This is a genomic window from Inquilinus sp. KBS0705 (assembly GCA_005938025.2).
Taxonomy (GTDB): Bacteria; Bacteroidota; Bacteroidia; order Sphingobacteriales; family Sphingobacteriaceae; genus Mucilaginibacter.
Genome location: VCCI02000003.1, coordinates 49,590 through 68,422 on the forward strand (window position 1 = coordinate 49,590; position 18,833 = coordinate 68,422).

The 18,833-nt window shown below is 42.9% G+C and carries 16 protein-coding genes; 14 read left to right on the plus strand and 2 right to left on the minus strand.

The window, feature by feature from the left end:
- Positions 1-341 precede the first annotated feature (341 nt).
- The 3 genes from FFF34_014520 (at position 342) to FFF34_014530 (ending at position 5,622) form a co-directional block, all read left to right on the plus strand.
- Positions 342-1,082 carry a chromosome segregation protein ScpA gene (locus FFF34_014520; protein TSD63783.1) on the plus strand — a complete coding sequence of 247 codons (741 nt, stop codon included), beginning with the start codon at positions 342-344 and terminating at the stop codon, positions 1,080-1,082.
- 123 nt (positions 1,083-1,205) lie between these two features.
- A complete protein-coding gene (locus tag FFF34_014525) occupies positions 1,206-2,480 on the plus strand; it encodes a serine hydroxymethyltransferase (protein TSD63784.1) in 1,275 nt (424 codons plus the stop codon).
- Positions 2,481-2,496: 16 nt separating this feature from the next.
- Positions 2,497-5,622 carry a PAS domain S-box protein gene (locus tag FFF34_014530; GenBank protein TSD63785.1) on the plus strand — a complete coding sequence of 1,042 codons (3,126 nt, stop codon included), beginning with the start codon at positions 2,497-2,499 and terminating at the stop codon, positions 5,620-5,622.
- 362 nt (positions 5,623-5,984) lie between these two features.
- On the opposite strand, the gene FFF34_014535 is transcribed toward FFF34_014530, so the two are convergent.
- Together FFF34_014535 and rlmN are read right to left on the minus strand one after the other, a co-directional pair.
- Complete coding sequence (locus FFF34_014535) at positions 5,985-6,683, minus strand: ComF family protein (GenBank protein ID TSD63786.1); 699 nt, start codon at positions 6,681-6,683, stop codon at positions 5,985-5,987.
- Positions 6,684-6,702: 19 nt separating this feature from the next.
- Positions 6,703-7,773 carry a 23S rRNA (adenine(2503)-C(2))-methyltransferase RlmN gene (gene rlmN, locus FFF34_014540; protein TSD63787.1) on the minus strand — a complete coding sequence of 357 codons (1,071 nt, stop codon included), beginning with the start codon at positions 7,771-7,773 and terminating at the stop codon, positions 6,703-6,705.
- Positions 7,774-7,920: 147 nt separating this feature from the next.
- On the opposite strand from rlmN, the gene FFF34_014545 reads away from it, so the two are divergent.
- The 11 genes from FFF34_014545 to FFF34_014595 all read left to right on the plus strand — a co-directional run bounded on the left by FFF34_014545 (position 7,921) and on the right by FFF34_014595 (position 18,821).
- Entirely contained in the window at positions 7,921-9,093 is a 1,173-nt protein-coding gene (locus FFF34_014545) for an amidohydrolase family protein (GenBank protein ID TSD63788.1), read from the plus strand.
- A gap of 97 nt (positions 9,094-9,190) precedes the next feature.
- Positions 9,191-9,469: an acylphosphatase gene (locus FFF34_014550; protein ID TSD63789.1), complete on the plus strand. Its 279-nt coding sequence runs from the start codon at positions 9,191-9,193 to the stop codon at positions 9,467-9,469.
- Positions 9,470-9,490: 21 nt separating this feature from the next.
- On the plus strand, positions 9,491-10,990 hold the full coding sequence (locus tag FFF34_014555; GenBank protein ID TSD63790.1) for an oligosaccharide flippase family protein: 1,500 nt from the start codon (positions 9,491-9,493) through the stop codon (positions 10,988-10,990).
- Positions 10,987-11,421: a dUTP diphosphatase gene (locus FFF34_014560; protein TSD63791.1), complete on the plus strand. Its 435-nt coding sequence runs from the start codon at positions 10,987-10,989 to the stop codon at positions 11,419-11,421. Before FFF34_014555 ends, FFF34_014560 begins: the two co-directional genes overlap by 4 nt.
- A gap of 2 nt (positions 11,422-11,423) precedes the next feature.
- A complete protein-coding gene (locus tag FFF34_014565; protein ID TSD63792.1) occupies positions 11,424-13,160 on the plus strand; it encodes a tetratricopeptide repeat protein in 1,737 nt (578 codons plus the stop codon).
- Positions 13,138-13,938, plus strand: coding sequence for a DUF4292 domain-containing protein (locus FFF34_014570; GenBank protein ID TSD63793.1), 801 nt, complete (start codon positions 13,138-13,140; stop codon positions 13,936-13,938). Before FFF34_014565 ends, FFF34_014570 begins: the two co-directional genes overlap by 23 nt.
- 19 nt (positions 13,939-13,957) lie before the next feature.
- A complete protein-coding gene (locus FFF34_014575) occupies positions 13,958-15,253 on the plus strand; it encodes a peptidoglycan DD-metalloendopeptidase family protein (protein TSD63794.1) in 1,296 nt (431 codons plus the stop codon).
- A 56-nt stretch (positions 15,254-15,309) separates the two neighbouring features.
- Positions 15,310-15,768, plus strand: a complete 459-nt coding sequence (locus tag FFF34_014580) for a hypothetical protein (protein ID TSD63795.1) — start codon at positions 15,310-15,312, stop codon at positions 15,766-15,768.
- A 35-nt stretch (positions 15,769-15,803) separates the two neighbouring features.
- Entirely contained in the window at positions 15,804-15,992 is a 189-nt protein-coding gene (gene tatA, locus FFF34_014585) for a twin-arginine translocase TatA/TatE family subunit (protein TSD63796.1), read from the plus strand.
- A gap of 96 nt (positions 15,993-16,088) precedes the next feature.
- Positions 16,089-17,513: an Asp-tRNA(Asn)/Glu-tRNA(Gln) amidotransferase subunit GatA gene (gene gatA / locus FFF34_014590; GenBank protein TSD63797.1), complete on the plus strand. Its 1,425-nt coding sequence runs from the start codon at positions 16,089-16,091 to the stop codon at positions 17,511-17,513.
- Positions 17,514-17,570: 57 nt separating this feature from the next.
- A complete protein-coding gene (locus tag FFF34_014595; protein ID TSD63798.1) occupies positions 17,571-18,821 on the plus strand; it encodes a LysM peptidoglycan-binding domain-containing protein in 1,251 nt (416 codons plus the stop codon).
- The last annotated feature ends 12 nt before the right edge of the window (positions 18,822-18,833 follow it).

Here is an 18,833-nt window from a genome sequence, read left to right on the forward strand (position 1 = left end):
AGTAAGCTAATTTATTACTAATTATGCGTATAAGTTATCAGGGTAAATACATTAAAATGATTCTTAATTAGCGTAGCATTTTGTTTATATGGCTTTGCCGACTAAAATGCGCCTTTAAAACGCATTTTGGCTATAACCTTTACACTTTCGGCTATAAATTATTCCATTTTTTTGTTGGTCTTGCGGGAAATTTTCGTTTTTTTTTCGCTGCCCCTGATGTACTAATATAGAATTTAATTGGAGTAAAAAAAATATTTGGCTACAATTATTTTACATTTAAATATTGTTTATAAACAACAATTGTAATTATTTATATTACAAATAAGCTGTATTTTTGAATTATGACCGAAGAGGCTTTCGCAATTAAACTCCCGCAATTTGAAGGACCCTTTGACCTGCTGCTGTTTTTTATAGAACGCGACGAACTGGATATACACGAAATAAAGATAGCCAGCATTACCAACGACTTTTTGGATTACATACACCAGATGACGGTGCTGAACATGGAGGTAGCCAGCGAATTTATTTTTGTTGCAGCTACCCTAATGCGCATAAAAGCCAAAATGCTTTTGCCGCGCCATAACACCGGCGAAGAAGAGAACGAACTGGATACCAAAGAAAGCTTAATACGCAAGCTGATAGAATACAAACGCTTTAAGGTGCTTTGCGATGAGTTAAGGCCTTATGAGGATGAACGTTTTAAACAGGAAAAGCGCGGCAACATTAAGGCCGACCTGGAGCAGGTTGAAAAAGTAGCCGTACCCGGCGAAGAACTTTCAGAAATTAACCTGTATAAACTGATGATGGTTTATAACCGGGTGATGCGCCAATACCTTACCCGCAGCGAAGAAGTGGTGCACACAGTAACGCAATACCCATACACCATCGAAAAACAAAAGGCGGCCATTGCCGATCTGCTGCGCATCAACAAAAAGATGGATTTTAGCAACATAGCGGGTAACTCCGAAAATAAGGTGCATTTTGTATATAATTTTTTAGCCGTATTAGAAATGCTGCAGCAGGAGCTGATAGATATAAAAATAGGCCTGGGCTATAATAATTTTTGGATATCGCCACGATAGATATTGGATTTTGTTTGGTGGTGATTTCTAAATAATTATCAGCGTAAATAAATAGTAAGAACATCTAATATCTAAAATCTAAATTCTAAAATTTACCTACCTTTACGCGCTTTATACACAACAATGAAAAGAGACAAATTAATATTTAAGCTGTTAGATGAAGAGCAGCAACGCCAGGAAGAAGGCATTGAGCTGATAGCATCAGAAAATTTTGTAAGCAAGCAGGTAATGGAAGCCGCAGGATCTGTTGCAACCAACAAATATGCCGAAGGCCTGCCGGGTAAACGCTATTATGGCGGCTGCCAAATTGTTGACGAAATTGAAACTATTGCCATTGAGCGCGCAAAGCAGCTTTTTAATGCCGAGTGGGCAAACGTGCAGCCACATAGTGGCGCGCAGGCCAATGCCGCGGTAATGCTGGCTGTTTTACAACCGGGCGATAAAATATTAGGGTTTGATCTTTCGCATGGCGGGCACTTAACACATGGTTCGCCGGTTAACTTTTCGGGTAGACTATACGAGCCGCATTTTTATGGGGTTAATAAAGAAACCGGCCTGGTTGATTACGACCAGCTGAAAGCCGTAGCTTTAAAAGAGAAACCAAAACTGATCATTTGCGGTGCTTCGGCATACTCGCGCGATTGGGATTACGCGTTCATCCGCAGCGTTGCCGATGAAGTAGGCGCGTTGGTATTGGCAGATATATCGCACCCGGCAGGTTTAATTGCCCGTGGTTTACTAACCGATCCGCTTCCGCATTGCCATATTGTTACTACCACTACCCACAAAACCTTACGCGGCCCGCGTGGCGGCCTTATTTTGTTAGGTAGAGATTTTGAGAACCCATGGGGTTTAAAAACACCAAAGGGCGAAGTAAGGATGATGTCGTCTTTATTAGACATGGCTGTGTTCCCGGGTACACAGGGTGGCCCCTTAGAGCATATTATAGCTGCTAAAGCTATTGCCTTTGGCGAAGCTTTAAGCGATAGCTACATGAAATACATATTACAGGTTAAGTTAAACGGCGCTGCAATGGCCAAGGCTTTAACCGAAAGAGGCTACAACATCATATCGGGCGGTACGGATAACCACCTGATGCTGGTTGACCTGCGCAATAAAAATATTACAGGTAAAGCAGCCGAAAACGCCTTAGTTAACGCCGATATTACGGCCAATAAAAACATGGTTCCGTATGATGACAGGTCGCCTTTTGTAACATCGGGCATCCGCCTGGGTACTGCGGCTATTACTACCCGCGGACTAAAAGAGAAGCACATGGAAACGATTGTTGAGTTAATAGACGCGGTGTTAATTGACCCCGAAAACGAAACTTCGATCAAAAAAATACGTAAAAGGGTACATAAATTGATGGAAGATTTTCCACTGTATAAGGATTAAGGGGTAAAATGGCAGGATGACCGAACAGGGAAATTTTGAAGATATCGAGAGCAGCCGCTTAGCGGCGCTGCACTCCTACGGTATTTTAGATACATTACCTGAAGAGGAATATGATGCTATAACCCGCCTGGCATCCTACATATGCCAGGTGCCTTTGGCCTTTATTACTTTTATAGATGCCGACCGGCAGTGGTTTAAATCAAAGGTAGGGCTTGATATTGATGCCGTACCCCGTAACGAATCTTTTTGCCGGTACACCCTTTCCGAAGATCACCTTGTAGAAGTACCCGATACCACCCTTAACGCCTTGTTTGCCGAATCGGAAATGGTAACGGGTGCTTTTGGTATACGCTTTTATGCCAGCGCGCCATTAATTGACCCCAGCGGGCTGGTAATAGGCACCTTGTGCGTGTTCGACCAAAAGGCCAAGCAGCTATCTGCCGAGCAGCGCGACGCCCTGCAAACCCTGGCCAGCGAAGTAATGTCGCACCTTATACTTCGCAAGCAAAAAAAAGAGCTGGAGCAAAGCCTTATTGCCCACAGGGAATTTTATAACCTTTTCGAGAGCTCGTCAGAGATACACTTTATCGCCAATAAAGAATCGAATATTGAAGTGATAAACGATTCGGTAACCCCTATTTTGGGTTATACGCCAAAACAGGCCATCGGCCGATCGTTATGGGATTTTGTAGCGGGCAAAAACCGCGAGCAATTTGTGCCGCTAATAGAGAAGGCCCTGGCATCAAACCTGCCTTTTGAGCTGGAAACAGAAACCGTTACACGCACGGGCGAAGTTAAATGGCTGAGCTGGACCGCTATATACCGGGGCGAAAAATGGTATGCCAGCGGGCGCGATATTACCTTTCAAAAACGCCTTATCATACAAACCGAACAGCTATCGTTAGTAGCCAGTAAAATAAAGAATGGCGTAGTGATAAGCGATGCTAACGACCGCGTGGTATGGACCAACAACGCGTTTGAAACCATTACAGGCTACAGTATACACGATGTTGAGGATGAGTACCTGGGTAAGGTTTTAAAAGGCCGTACTAAAGACCCGGCTGCAGAGCAGCAGCTTATAGCAGCCATTCGCAACAAGCAATCGTATGAGATTGAACTGCTGATAGACAAAAAGGATGGTACGCCCTTATGGATATCGGTAACCAACTCGGTTATATACGGTGCCGATGACGGGGTAGAAAAATACATCAGAATTATAATTGATATAAGCGCGCGTAAAAGTGCCGAGCAGGACGTAGAGATACTGTCGTTCGCGGCGCGTAAATCGCCAAGCGGTATCATGATACGCGATGCCGGCGGTGCCATTATTTGGATGAACGAGGCCATGGAGCGTATTATTGGCTATACCCTTACCGAGTTAAAGGGCCAAAGCATAGGTACCAAGTTAGTAGGGGCCGAAACCAACCTGGAAGTGTTTGAATTGGCATCAAAAGCGGTTAAAGAAAATAAACCCTACGAGGTAGAAATAAAAATTTACAAAAAGGACGGCAGCACCGCCTGGGTATTTATATCTAACAGCCCCTTGTTTGACGAGGTTGGCAGCGTTGAGCGGCAAATAGGCGTTATGGTAGATATTACCGAGCGCAAGCGGGCAGAGGAGGAACTTACCACACTATCCTTAGTGGCCAGTAAAACCACCAGCGGCGTTGTAATTAACAATAGCGCCGGTAAGGTAGAATGGGTAAACAGCGCTTTTGAGCAAATAACCGGTTTTACGCTTGAAGATGTTCAGCATAAACACTTAGGAGATTCGTTAACCGGCGAACTGACCGATATATCTATCATTCAAAAGGCCCGCGAATTATCCGAAAAGAAACAATCATTTGAGGTAGACCTGCTCATTTACCGCAAAGATGGCCAACCCTTGTGGATATCGGTGATCAATTCGGTAATTACGGATGATAGCGGAAAAGTAGATAAGTACATCGAAGTAATTATAGACATCACCGCCAAAAAGAAAGCCGAGCTGGAATTAATAGCCGCCCGCGAAGAAGCCATACAGCTTAGCCGCGCCAAGGATATGTTTATATCGGTAATGAGCCACGAGATACGCACGCCGTTAAACGCGGTGATAGGTATGTCGCATTTATTGATGGAAGATAACCCGATGGATTCTCAGAAAGAGAACCTGAATGTGCTTAAGTTTTCGGCCGAGAACCTGATGACGCTGATAAACGATGTGCTGGATTTTGCTAAAATTGAAACCGGTAACGTTGAGCTTGAAAAAGCGAACATAGATATACGCGACCTGATACACGGTATTGCCTCATCTATGAAATATAAGGCGCAGGAAAATAATATTTACCTGAAATATGATGTAGATGAGGATGTTCCGGCAATAATAGTTGGTGATAAGGCACGCCTTATGCAAATATTATTGAATTTGGTAAGTAATTCTGTTAAATTTACCAGCCAGGGCGGGGTAGATATCGACCTTAAGGTAATAGAGCAAAATAAAAACACTGTAAGGATACGTTTTGCAGTAACAGATACCGGAATTGGTATTGCCAAGAACAAATTAAACACCATATTTGAGTCGTTTAAACAAGCCGAAGCCGATACTACACGAAATTACGGCGGTACGGGCCTTGGCTTGGCCATTAGCAAACGGTTAATAGAACTGCACGACTCGCGTATAAACGTAGATAGTGTGTTGGGCAAGGGCTCTACATTTTGGTTTACTATTACCTTTGATAAATTAGATGGCCATACGGTTAATAACAATAATACAGTGGAAACAGGATTAAATATTAATGTACTTGTAGTTGACGATAACCAGATAAACAGGCTGCTTATAAATAAAGTGCTTAAAAAATGGGGCGCGACAGCTGACTTTGCCGAAAACGGTGTTGAGGCAATTGACAAGCTGGAAGCCTTTAAAAACTTTGACGTTGTTTTGATGGATATACATATGCCATTAATGGGCGGTTTAGAAGCTACCGGCGTTATACGTGGCAAAAGCGATCCATACTTTCAAAATTTACCTATTATAGCGCTTACGGCATCAATGCTAAGCAACCAAATGGGCCAGATAGAAGCTGCCGGCATGAACGATTATATCTTAAAACCCTTTGACCCCAAAACACTTTTTGATAAACTAAGCAGGTATCAAAAACAGTAAACCGCTTTGTCATTTCGACCGTAGGGAAATCCTGTTCATCATGCAAGCTCGCTACCTGTCAGTCGTATAAGATCCCTCGTCGCTGCGCTCTCTCGGGATGACAACGTTGAAAATTTTGTACAGACACACGCGGCACGCGTGCGCCAGCAATGGGGCTCGGGATGACAATTCCAAAAAAGGATGTCATTTCGACCGAAGGGAGAAATCCTGTTCATCATGCAAGCTCGCTACATGTCAATCGTATAAGATTCCTCGTCACTACGCTCGCTCGGGATGACAACGCTGGAAATTTTGTACAGACACACGCGGCACGCGTGCTCCAGCAATGGGGCTGAATAACTAACCTCTAATTAACTAAACCTTTACTCCGCATAAGCAATAGTAGCAATACTTAGCTTTAAGCCAGGTACTTTTAGTAAGGCTATACCGCAGGCCTCTAAGGTAGACCCGGTGGTTACAATATCATCTACAAGCAGTACATGCTTGTTCATTAAACTTTCGGGGTTTTTAACGGCAAACACTTCCTGCATGTTTTGGAACCTTGCAAACCGCGATTTATGCGTTTGAGTTTTGGTGGCAACCGTTCTTATCAAATTCCCTGTTTCAACCACGGCATCCAGCTCCTGGGCCAGGCCATCGGCAAAGTGCGCGCTTTGGTTATAGCCACGCTCCTTTAATCTTTTTTGATGCAGCGGTACAGGTATTATCAAATCGGCTGTGCTAAATACCGGGCTGCCTTTTAACTGCCTGCCTGCAATATTGCCCAGCAGGTCGCCAATTTGGTGCATGCCATTGTATTTAAACTGGTGCATCATGTTTTGCACCTTACCACCCTTAGTAAAATAATACAGGCTGTAAGCCCCCTCAACAGGCAGCTTGCCCCAAAACTGTTTAGCTACAATATTATCGGGCTGGGTATGAAAATTGGTGTGTGGTAAATTAAAAAGGCAATCGGTGCATAAAATATGCTCGTTGGCCATTAATGCGGTACGGCATGCCGCGCAAAGCTGCGGAAATATCAGCGAAACAAAATCGGCCAGGTAACCGCGCAATAATTTCATGCGGTTAATTTAGCAGATATTATATTTCTACAGAAACTTTATCTTTTTCTTTAATAGCCAGTTGCCCGCAGGCGGCATCAATATCTTTACCGCGGCTGCGGCGCAGGTTGGTGTTTACGCCCTGGCCGCGCAGGTAATCGGCAAAGGCTTCTACCTTATCTTCGCCGGCGTTAATATAACTGGCAAACGATATCGGGTTGTATTCAATAATATTTACTTTGCAGGGCAGGTGTTTGCAAAAACGGGCCAGTTCTATAGCATCTTCAATACCATCGTTTACGCCGTCAAAAATAATATACTCGTAAGTAACCGGGTTTTTGGTTTTGGCGTAATAGTACTTTAAAGCATCGGCCAACGATTTTAACGAGTTTTGCTCGTTTATGGGCATTATCTCGTTGCGCTTTACATCATTTGCCGCGTGTAACGATAATGCAAGGTTAAATTTAACCTGGTCGTCGCCCAGTTTACGTATCATTTTGGCTATGCCCGCGGTAGATACCGTAATACGCTTAGCCGCCATATTTAACCCATCGGGCGAGGTTATCTTCTCTATAGATTTTAAAACATTGGCATAATTAAGCAAAGGTTCGCCCATGCCCATGTACACAATGTTTGATAATGGTATGCCGTAATGCTGTTTAGCTTGCTGGTCTATCAGTACTACCTGGTCGTAAATTTCGTCGGGGTTAAGGTTACGTTTACGCTCCATATAGCCGGTAGCGCAAAATTTGCAGGTAAGGCTGCAACCCACTTGCGATGATACGCAAGCGGTCATTCTATCGTTAGTAGGTATTAATACACCCTCAATTAAATGAGTATCGTGTAATATAAAGGAATTTTTTATAGTTTTATCAGCACTAACCTGTGAAGAATTTATTTTAACGTTATTGATGACGAAGTTCTCATCGAGTTTAGTGCGTAGTTCTTTTGAAATATTGCTCATGTCCTCAAAAGATAAGCATGATTTTTTCCATAGCCACTCATAAACCTGCTTAGCTCTGAAGGCCTTTTCTTCCATACGGATAAAGTGCTCCTGTAAAGCTTCGAGGCTTAAGCTACGGATATCAATTTTAACTTTTTTGGTATTCACAATGCAAAAGTACTTAAATTTAAAAATTCTGTTCTTATTTTAAAGTCATTCTTTTATAACATTAAAAACAATAACTTAAGGTTAATTGTAATTAAGGTTGTAGAAGTTGGTTTAATTTATTTTTCGCGAGATACTAAGTTATAATGAATGAAAAGTTTTAAAGCCGATTACGTATACCCTGTTAGTGCCGATCCAATTAAGAACGGAATTGTTACAGTAGATGATTTGGGTAAGATCATCTCCATATCAGATAAACCAACTGCCGAAAACCAAAACCTTGCCATACAACAAGTACAGGGCGTTATATGCCCCGGCTTTATAAACACCCACTGCCATACCGAGCTTTCGCACCTTAAAGACAAGATAAAGCCCGGCACCGGGCTGGTAAGTTTTATAAAAGAAGTATTGGCCCTGCGCCAAACCGATAAAAGCCAGATCATCGACGGTATTGAAAAAGCCGACCAGGAAATGTACAATAACGGTATTGTTGCTGTTGGCGATATTTCAAACACCAATGCCAGCATTTCCGTTAAGGCTAAAAGCGAGCTTTACTACCATACTTTTGTGGAGGTACTTGGCTTTTTACCCGAAAAAGCCGAAGAAGTATTTAACAACGCTGTAGCTTTAGCACAAGAGTTTAAGCCGCAGCCAAGCTCGATAACCGCGCATGCACCATACTCAGTATCAAAAGAACTTTTTAAGCTGATAAAACGCCACGCCGATAGCGGCAATAACCTGCTTAGCATACATAACCAGGAGTGCGAGGACGAGAATAAGTTTTACCGCTATAAACTGGGCAGCTTTATTGATATGTACCAGCACATGGGCATCAACATAGATTATTTCAGGCCGCAGGCACGTAACTCACTGCAGTCGATGGTGCCTTTATTAACCAACCGCCAAAAAATACTGCTGGTACATAATACCTGTACTAATCTAAAAGATATTTACTTCATTAAACGGTTCGACCGTAAGATAAACTGGTGCTTTTGCCCCAATGCCAATTTATACATCGAAAAAAGGCTACCCAAGGTAGAGCTATTTGTAAACCAGGGACTAAACATTACACTGGGTACCGATAGCCTGGCATCAAACAGTAAGCTTTGTATTTTGAGCGAGATGCGCACGCTGCAACAGCATTTTGCATCGTTAAGTTTGGATACTTTGCTGCAATGGGGTACACAAAACGGTGCTGAATTTTTTGGTATTGACGATACAAAAGGCACTATCGAAGTTGGCAAAACCCCCGGCTTAAACTTAATTACAGGTTTAGACGGCCAGCGCATAACCCCCGAAACAAAAGTTAAAAAGCTGATCTAACATTCAGGTTTGATTAGGTTGATTGCGTTGGATTAAGTTATTTTGTATCCAATTAATAAGTTATGCGGCAATTTAACCTATAACTACTCACTAAGTAATGAAACATTTGGATATTATAGTAAAGGGAAAGGTGCAGGGCGTATCGTTTAGGGCAGGTGCAAAAGCCGTTGCCGACCAGTTAGGCGTAAAGGGCTTTGTAAAGAACGAGCCAAACGGCGATGTATTTATAGCCGCCGAAGCTGACGATATGATGATGGAAATGTTTTTAGAATGGTGCCACGAAGGTGCTGAGCACGCCATTGTAGATGCCGTTGAAACGCATGATGGCGAATTAAAAAACTATCGTAATTTTGAGATAGTTAAAAAGAGTTTATAAATCTGTATTAGCCCCCATTAATTGTCAACTGCTAAAAAATTTGCCGGCCAAACCGCTATATATGGTTTAAGTACCATTGCTGGTAGGGTGCTTACTTTTTTCCTTACGCCAATATACACCCGTACCTATCCCGCCAAAATTTATGGGATATTTGGCAACCTGTATGCCTATGCATCAATGCTTAATGCGCTATTGGCATTTGGTATGGAAACAACCTTTTTCCGTTACCTTAATAAACGGCCCGATGATAAGCAGTTGGTTTATAATAATGCATTCGGGGCCATTTTGGGGGTGTCTGTAATATTTTTTCTGGCCACTTTTCCATTTGCTAATCTTATTACTACCTGGATAAGGATAGATGCATCTACCCCATTGCCGGACTATGTTTTATACATCAAATTTTTTATAGGCACACTTATAGTTGATGCCTTATGCGTAATACCATTTGCCAAACTACGCGCCGATGGGAGGCCCGGGCGTTATGGGCTGCTTAAGTTTTTAAACGTTATTATATTTGTAGGGCTTAACCTAACTTTTATATATGTTTTACCTTTTATAATAAAGCATAATTTGCCGGGCGCAGCATGGTTAAGTACCTGGTTCCATAAAGGCTGGGTTGGCTATGTGTTTTTATCAAACTTTATTGCCAGCGCATCTACTTTTATATTGCTATTGCCCGAATTTTTAAAACTGAGGCCAACTTTTAGCAAAGCGTTATTTGTAGAAATGCTGATGTATAGCTGGCCGGTTTTAATAGCCAATTTTTCGTACCTTATAAATGAGAACCTGGATAAAATATTACTGGGTAAACTGGTGCTTAAGGATAGCTCTACACAGGTAGGTATTTACCTGGCCTGTTCTAAAATATCTGTCTTCCTCAGCATATTTGTTAACGCCTTTAGGCTTGGGGCCGAACCTTTCTTTTTTAGCCATGCTAAAAACAAAAATGCCACCCAAACCTACGCCCGTATTATGGACTATTTTATAATTGCGGTGTGTATGATATTTGTGGCCCTTGTGGCCAATATCGAATTGCTTAAGTATTTTATTAAAGGCAGGGATGCAGCGCAAACCAACCTTTATTGGTCGGGTATAGGGGTAATACCTATACTATTGTTCGGGTATGTAAGCCTGGGTATTTACATGAATTTATCTGTTTGGTATAAACTTACCGATCAGACCAAATACGGCCTGTACATTTCGGGCGTTGGTGCCTTACTTACCATTGTATTAAATTTTATTTTTATTCCATATTTCGGCTTTATCGCATCGGCATGGATTTCGTTAACCGCTTATGCCAGCATGATGCTATTATCGTACTTATGGGGGCAAAAAAACTACCCTATACCATATAATATAAAAAAGAACCTGGCCTATATCATTACCTCGGCTGTGCTCGTTTATATATCATTCACGGTGTTCAATCGTAATATATTTATAGGTAATGGTCTGTTGTTATTATTTGCAGCCGGGGCATTCTACTTCGAACGAAAAGAACTAAAAGCTATATTTAGCAGATGAACATTAAAATTATAAACAGATCGGGCAACGCACTGCCGGCTTACGAAACCTTGCATGCCGCCGGGATGGATCTGCGTGCCGATTTGCAGGCGCCTGTGTTGTTAAAACCGCTTGAACGCACACTTATACCCACAGGCTTGTTTATTGAACTGCCCGAGGGCTACGAGGCACAGATACGCCCGCGCAGCGGCCTGGCATTTAAGCATGGTATAGGCATAGTAAACTCGCCCGGCACCATTGATGCCGATTACCGGGGCGAAATAAAGGTGCTGCTGGTTAACCTGTCTAACGTTGATTTTGAAATAAACACTGGCGACAGGATTGCTCAAATGGTAGTTGCCAGGCACGAGCAGGTAAACTGGCTGGAGGTTGAGGTGTTAAACGAAACATCGCGCGGGGCGGGCGGTTATGGCCACACAGGCGTAGGATAGGTATGAAAAAAGCAGGGGCAATTACAGCATTGGCATCGTTATTAATTTTGGTATTTGCCCAAAATGGCAACGCGCAAAAAAACAGTGCCATTATAATTGCGGGTAAGCCCCTAAGCTATGATGATAGTACAAAGGTGCGGGAGCTGTTTTTTTCGGCCCTGCGCGAAAAAACCATCGAGAATTATAAGCTATCTGCCGAGTTATTTAAAGGCGTTTTGCAAATAGACCCTGCTAACGATGCCACCATGTTTGAGCTGGCCAACCTGCAAAAAATTCAAAACGATGTTGATGGTGCCCGCGTACTTTTAGAACGGGCAGTTACCGTAAACCCCAATAATGAGTGGTACTGGATAGCCCTGGCCGATAGTTACGAAAAAACAAACGACCTGGGTAAATTGGAGTATGTTTTTAACGAGCTTATCAGGATAAATCCCGACAAGCCCGATTACTATTTTGATAAGGCCAATGCTTTATCTATCCAAAAAAGATACGACGAAGCCTTAAAGCTATATGATAAGGTAGAACAAATTACCGGCCCTACAGACGACCTGTTAGCCAACCGCCAAAAAGTGTACCTGCGCCAGGGCAATGTTGATAAAGCCGCTGCTGCCTTGGAGCAGCTAATTGCAGCTAACCCTACACAAATACGCAACTACCTGCTGTTAACCGAATTGTATAATTCAAACGGATTAAATGATAAAGCCATAGCCGTGCTGGATAAGGCCAAAAAGATAGATCCTAAAAATGGCATGCTGCATTTGGCCCTGGCCGATATATACCGGGAGAAAAAGAACTACGAAGCCAGCTTTAACGAATTGGAGATAGCTTTTGCCAACCCCGATGTTGATGTTGAACAAAAGTTAAGGATAGTACTGGGTTACGTGCCAAAATTCCCCGACCCGGATGCTAAGGCAAGCGCGTTGGAATTAAGCAAGGTTTTGATAGATACCCATCCGGATAATGATAAGGCTTATGCCATGTATGGCGATATGCTGCTGCAAAACGAAAAATATAAAGAAGCTACCGCTGCCTACCGCAAATCGGTTGAGCTTAACGGGCAGGCATATAATGTACAGGAACAATTGGTGCGCTTAGATTTAGGCAATAACGATTTTGACACCGCCATAAAAGATGGCGAAAACTCGCTGTCGTTTTTCCCTAACCAGGCCACCATGAACTATTTGGTAGGCGTATCGTGGCAACAAAAAAAGGATTATAATAAAGCCATAGGCTACCTTAAAAATACTTTATCGTTAGAAACTTCGGATAGCGATCTGTTGGGCCAATGTTATTCGGCTTTAGGCGATTGTTATCACTCGGTAAATGATAATAAAAACTCGGATGCGGCTTATGATAAGGCGCTTACCTATACCCCTGATAATGCATTCACGCTGAACAATTATGCGTACTATTTGTCGTTAAGGAATGAGCAATTAGACAAAGCCGCCCAAATGTCAAAGCGTAGTAACGATTTGCAGGCCAATACGGCATCGTTTGAAGATACCTACGCCTGGATATTATTTAAACAGAAAAACTACCAGGAGGCTAAACTTTGGATAGAAAAATCGCTCTTACATGATAAAGGCAACAGCCCGGTAAAAACAGAACACTACGGTGATATTTTATTTTTATTGGGTAATACAGATGCCGCCCTGCAAAACTGGAACAAAGCCAAAACACAGGGAGGTGCATCGCCGGTATTAGAAAGAAAGATAAATGAAAAGAAATACGTTGAATAAAATAGCAGTGATATGCTGCATGGCAATTTTAACATTATCGGCCTGTAAATCAAAAAAGCTGGTGGTAGTAAACCGGCCAACGGTAGATTCGGCAGCAGCTATAAAAGCAAATGATGTGCGCAGCCGTATAGCTGCTATACGGTCAAAACAGGTAACATTCAATACCTTTTCGGGCAAAGCCAAAACCAAACTGGCCTTTAACGGCAACGATAATGATGTTACCCTAAACATCCGCGTTAGCCGCGATCAAAAAATATGGATATCGGTTACTGCAATTGCCGGTATTGAGGTAGCAAGAGCCCTGATAACCCCCGATAGTATACTGGTGCGTAACAATTTCCAGGGTGTGTATTTAAAAAAGCCGTTCAGCTATGTATATACCTATGCCAGCAAGCAGGTAAATTTTAAAACATTGCAATCGCTATTGGTAGGTAATGCCATTCCCGAACTGGTTAACGAGAACGCCACCTATAAGCCCGAAGGCACAAACACAGCCGTAACCGGTACCCTGCAAGATCTGATCTATAAGCTGCTTTTGGGCCCCGATATGAAGGTTACCCAAACTAACTTATCTAACCAGGCGGCGGCACAATCGTTACAGGTAACCAATAAAGTATTTATACAGGCCGATAATAGGGTAATACCATCGCAAATTGATATCGCATCTACAGCTTCGGGCAGAAAAATACAGGTAAACTTGCGTTATACAACAGCCGAATTTGACAAGCCGCTCGAATATCCTTTCAGTATTCCAAAAAGTTACGAAGCTGCTAATTAAAAAATTATATTTTTGGTGAATGAAATTTTTTAGAGCCGCCCTCTTTTTTATTTGTGTATTAGCTACAACCGGCGCGTTTGCGCAAAGCAGTGCCGAACTTAAACGCAGGCGCGACAGGCTATCTGACGAACTCGAGCAACTTAACCGCGAATACCAGGAAACAGCCAGCAATAAAAAGGTATCGTTAAAACAGCTGAATATTTTAAAGGCGCAGATAAATTTACGCGAAGAAAAGATAGTGAATATCAATTCGGAAGTAAGAAATTTAGATAATCAAATCTCTGAGAGCAATAATACCGTACATAGCCTACAAGGCCAGTTAGACCAGCTTAAAAAAGATTATGCCGGCATGGTGCTTTTTGCATACCGTAATAAAAGCGGGTACAACAAGCTGATGTTTATTTTTGCCTCAAAAGACTTTAACCAGGCATATAAGCGTTTGAAATATTTGCAGCAATTTGGGGCCTACCGCGAGCGGCAGGCAGGCTACATACAAGGTACCCAAAAAGAGCTGCATGTTAAGATAAACGAACTGGATAAGGATAAGAAGCAAAAGAACAATTTGCTTACCGAGCAGGAGAAAGAAAAGGATGCCCTTGGCAAAGCCAAGAATAGCCAAGTAAAGGTAATTACCGAGCTATCAAAACACCAGGGCGAACTTAGACAGCAGCAAAGGGCCATGCAAAAGTTAATTGCGCAGGCCAAAAGGCAAATAGATATTGCCATTAGGAAAGAAATTGAAGAAGCAAGGCGCGAGGCCGAAGAAAAAGCAAGGGCCGAAGCCCGTGCAGCGGCGGCAAAAGCCAAGGCAGAGAACCGCGAGGTTGCTGCCCCAACAAAAAAAGTGATAAGCAAATCGTCTACCACCAGCGAGATATTGAACGCTACGCCAGAGGCAGCCAAATTATCAAACGACTTTTTGGGTAACCGTGGCCGTTTACCATGGCCCGTAGCAAATGGCCAGTTGGTACATGGGTTTGGTACTTATACTGATAGCGAGGGTATACGTAACGATAATAACGGTTACGAGATACGCACCAGCAGTGGCGCGGCAATAAGGGCGGTATTTGATGGCGAAGTAATTAAAGTGATGGATGTAGCCGGCGCTTACATGGTAATTATAAGGCATGGCGAGTATTTAACGGCTTATAATAACTTGCGGACTGTAAGTGTGGCTAAGGGACAAAAGGTGAGCACTAAGCAAACTATTGGTAGTGTTGCCACCGACCCAAGCAGCGGAGAGGCCGAAGTATTGTTTTCGTTATATAAAGGGACTACTGCTGTTAACCCTAAGTTGTGGTTAGCAGATAATTAGTTTTAAACTATAGCGTTGTATTTGTTTATATTTGTAACCTTAATAGAGAAGAAAAGATGTTAAGTGCAGTTTTTTTATTTTTAAATATTGGTACCGGCGAAATGGTACTGATTCTTTTTGCGGCTTTAATGCTATTTGGAGGCAATAAATTGCCCGAGCTTGCACGTGGCCTTGGTAAAGGCATACGCGATTTTAAGGATGCATCTGAAGATGTTAAACGCGAGATAAACAACCAGATAAACAACTACGAAGAAAAAAAGGTTGAAACTAAGGTTGAAGAAGTTAAAGAAGAAAACACTTACGAGCCTATTGCCGGTACATTACCTGCATTTGAGGGCCACAGTGCTACCGATGCTATTGAGGAAACTGAATTGAAAAACCCCGAAGCACCGGAAACTTACAACGAAGAGCCTACCGAGTTAAAACACCCGGTAACAGGCCATGCCAACACGACACCTGAGGCGGTAAAACCCGAGGAACCGGTTAAAAAGACCATTGAAGAAGAATATAAATAACACAAAAATATTAACATACATAAAACTTAAAAATCATGGGTGGATTAGGCGCACCAGAAATCATTCTGATCATCGTTGCAATATTAATTATGTTCGGCGGTAAAAAAATTCCTGAACTAATGAAAGGTTTAGGAAAAGGCGTTAAAGAATTTAAAGACGCACAAAACGGCGAAAGCTCTACTACAAACACTACAACATCTACCGAAGATAAAGCGAAAGTTTAATCTTAGGGGCTTATTTGCAGCTGTTAGCTGTTTAAACTTATAACTTATCTGTTGAAATATTTATGCTTCAACAGATAAGTTTTTTATTTTAGGCCCATGTCTAACACTTATTCCTCTTATAATGATGTTAAGAGAGGGTTGCAAAGCGGCAAAATTACTGCCGGGAGCCTTGTAAAGGGTTATTTGCAGCAAATAAAAAATAATACCGGCTTAAATGTATTTAACGAGGTATTTGAGCAGGAAGCCATTGATGCCGCTGCAACTGTTGATGCACGCATAAGCGCCGGTACAGCCGGTAAGCTGGCCGGTATGGTTTTAGCCATTAAGGATAACATATGCTACAAAGGGCATAAGGTAACTGCATCATCAAAAATTCTTGAAAATTTTACTTCTATCTATTCCTCAACCATAGTTGAAAGGCTGTTGGCCGAGGATGCCATTATTATAGGCCGCTGCAATTGCGATGAATTTGCAATGGGTGCCGCTAACGAGAACTCGTACTTTGGCCCCGTAAAAAACTACGCTGATGAAACCCGTGTATCGGGTGGCTCGTCGGGTGGCTCGGCAGTTGCGGTGCAGGCCGGTATGTGCCATGCGGCTATCGGTACCGATACCGGCGGCTCGGTGAGGCAACCTGCTGCCTTTTGCGGTTTGGTTGGCATGAAGCCCACGTATGGCCGTATATCAAGGCATGGTATCATCTCCTACGCTTCGTCGTTTGACCAGGTGGGTACCTTAACCAATAGCGTTGAGGATGCCGAGCTTCTTTTGCAAATTATGGCCGGCCCGGATGAGTTTGACAGTACCCTATCGCATCAACCCGTGCCACAGTTTAGCGAAACGGTAAAGCCGGCAGGCAAAAAAAATATCGCTTATATACAAGAAGCCATATCAAGCCCGGGTGTAGATACCGACGTAAAAAACACGCTCATCAACTATATAGAAAAACTAAGGGCCGACGGGCATACCGTTAAGCCTATATCGTTTGAATTGCTTGATTATCTGGTGCCATCATACTATATATTGGCTATGGCCGAGGCATCGTCAAACCTGGCCCGTTACGATGGAGTGCATTATGGCTACCGCAGCCCCAATGCTACCGACCTGGAATCAACCTACAAACTGTCACGGTCCGAAGGGTTTGGCAAAGAAGTAAAGCGACGTATTATGTTAGGCACATTTGTACTAAGCGCGGGTTACTACGATGCTTATTATGCAAAAGCTCAAAAAGTGCGCAGGCTTATCCAAAACAAAACCAACGATATACTAAAGGATTTTGATTTTATACTTACCCCGACAGCTCCCGAGCCGGCATTTTCGATAGGGAAGAAAGAAAAAGACCCGGTGGTTACTTACCTGCATGATATTTTTACGGTACAGGCATCACTGGCCGGCATGCCCGCCATATCGTTACCGGCAGGCAATAATAGCAAGGGCTTACCGTTAGGTTTACAATTATTAGCCAAAAGTTTTGCTGAGGAGGAACTGTTAAATTTTTCCAAATATTTCTTGAAGCTATAGAAATTTTATATATTAGTAAATATTGTTCGTTTATTAATTACTGAATTTGGCCGCCGCATGAAGCAACTATTTACTTTCATTATTTGCATATTATTGGTGCAGGTAGTTAAAGCAGATCTTTTAAACCCTAATTTACCCGCTGTTACCAGGGCAGATACCAACCTGTTGGTAAACATAGCACCCCCGGTGGTTTCTCCTTTTCAAAATGTTATTTACAAACGCCGGTTAGACTCGATACAAAAAGAGGTGCAGCTGGATTACAACGAATACGTACAAAGCTACATTGATAACTATACCGCCCGCCGCGACGAGATGGGCCGCATGCTTGGCCTTACCCGTTATTATTTCCCTATTTACGAAAAGGCTTTTCGGGATGTGGGCATACCCGACGAGATAAAATACCTTTCAATTGTCGAGTCGGCATTAAACCCCAATGCGATGTCGAGGGTAGGTGCCGCCGGGCCATGGCAGTTTATGAGCGAAACAGCCAAAATATACGGCTTAAAGATGAATGAGTATGTAGATGAGCGCCGAGACCCTGTACAGGCAAGCTACGCCGCCGCCGCTTATTTAAAAGATGCTTACCAGCAATTTGGTGATTGGCTGCTGGCCATTGCATCGTACAATTGCGGTAAAAGTAATGTAGAGCACGCGCTCGAAAAAACCGGCACACATGATTACTGGAGCATACGCGAGCTTTTACCACCCGAAACACGCGGCTACGTACCTGCATTTATCGCGGTAAATTATGTAATGAAGTTTCATAACAGGCATAACATACTGGCGCAAAACGGGGACCTGGCCATTGCGACAGATACCATGCAGGTAAACAAGTTTGTGCCCTTAAGCCGTATAGCTACAGCCTTGGGCATGAGCTTTAAGGATCTTTGTGTTTTAAACCCGGCGTACAGGCAACAAATAGTAAACGGATCTGCCGCGGCACCGCGCATGATCATCATCCCGCAGATTGATAAGCAAAGGGAAGCTGTATTACGTGCCGCCATTGATAATTTGAATGCGCCTATACAGGCAATGGGACCAATACATTATGTACCCCTGCCGCAACCTGTCGAGCTGGCCTTTCCATCTAAACCGGTATACGCACAGGCGAATAGCGCCGCTGGGCAACCTGTTGTAACTGGGCCTGCGCCTGCTTACTACACTACCCAAAAAGGCGATACATTAAGCGATATAGCCGGTAAATACGGTATAAAAATTGCCGATCTGCTACAATGGAATAAAGAATTAGGCAGCAATACTACCCTGAGTTTAATGCCCGGTTTATCGGTTAAATTAGGCAAAGGATAATAAAGAATTTTA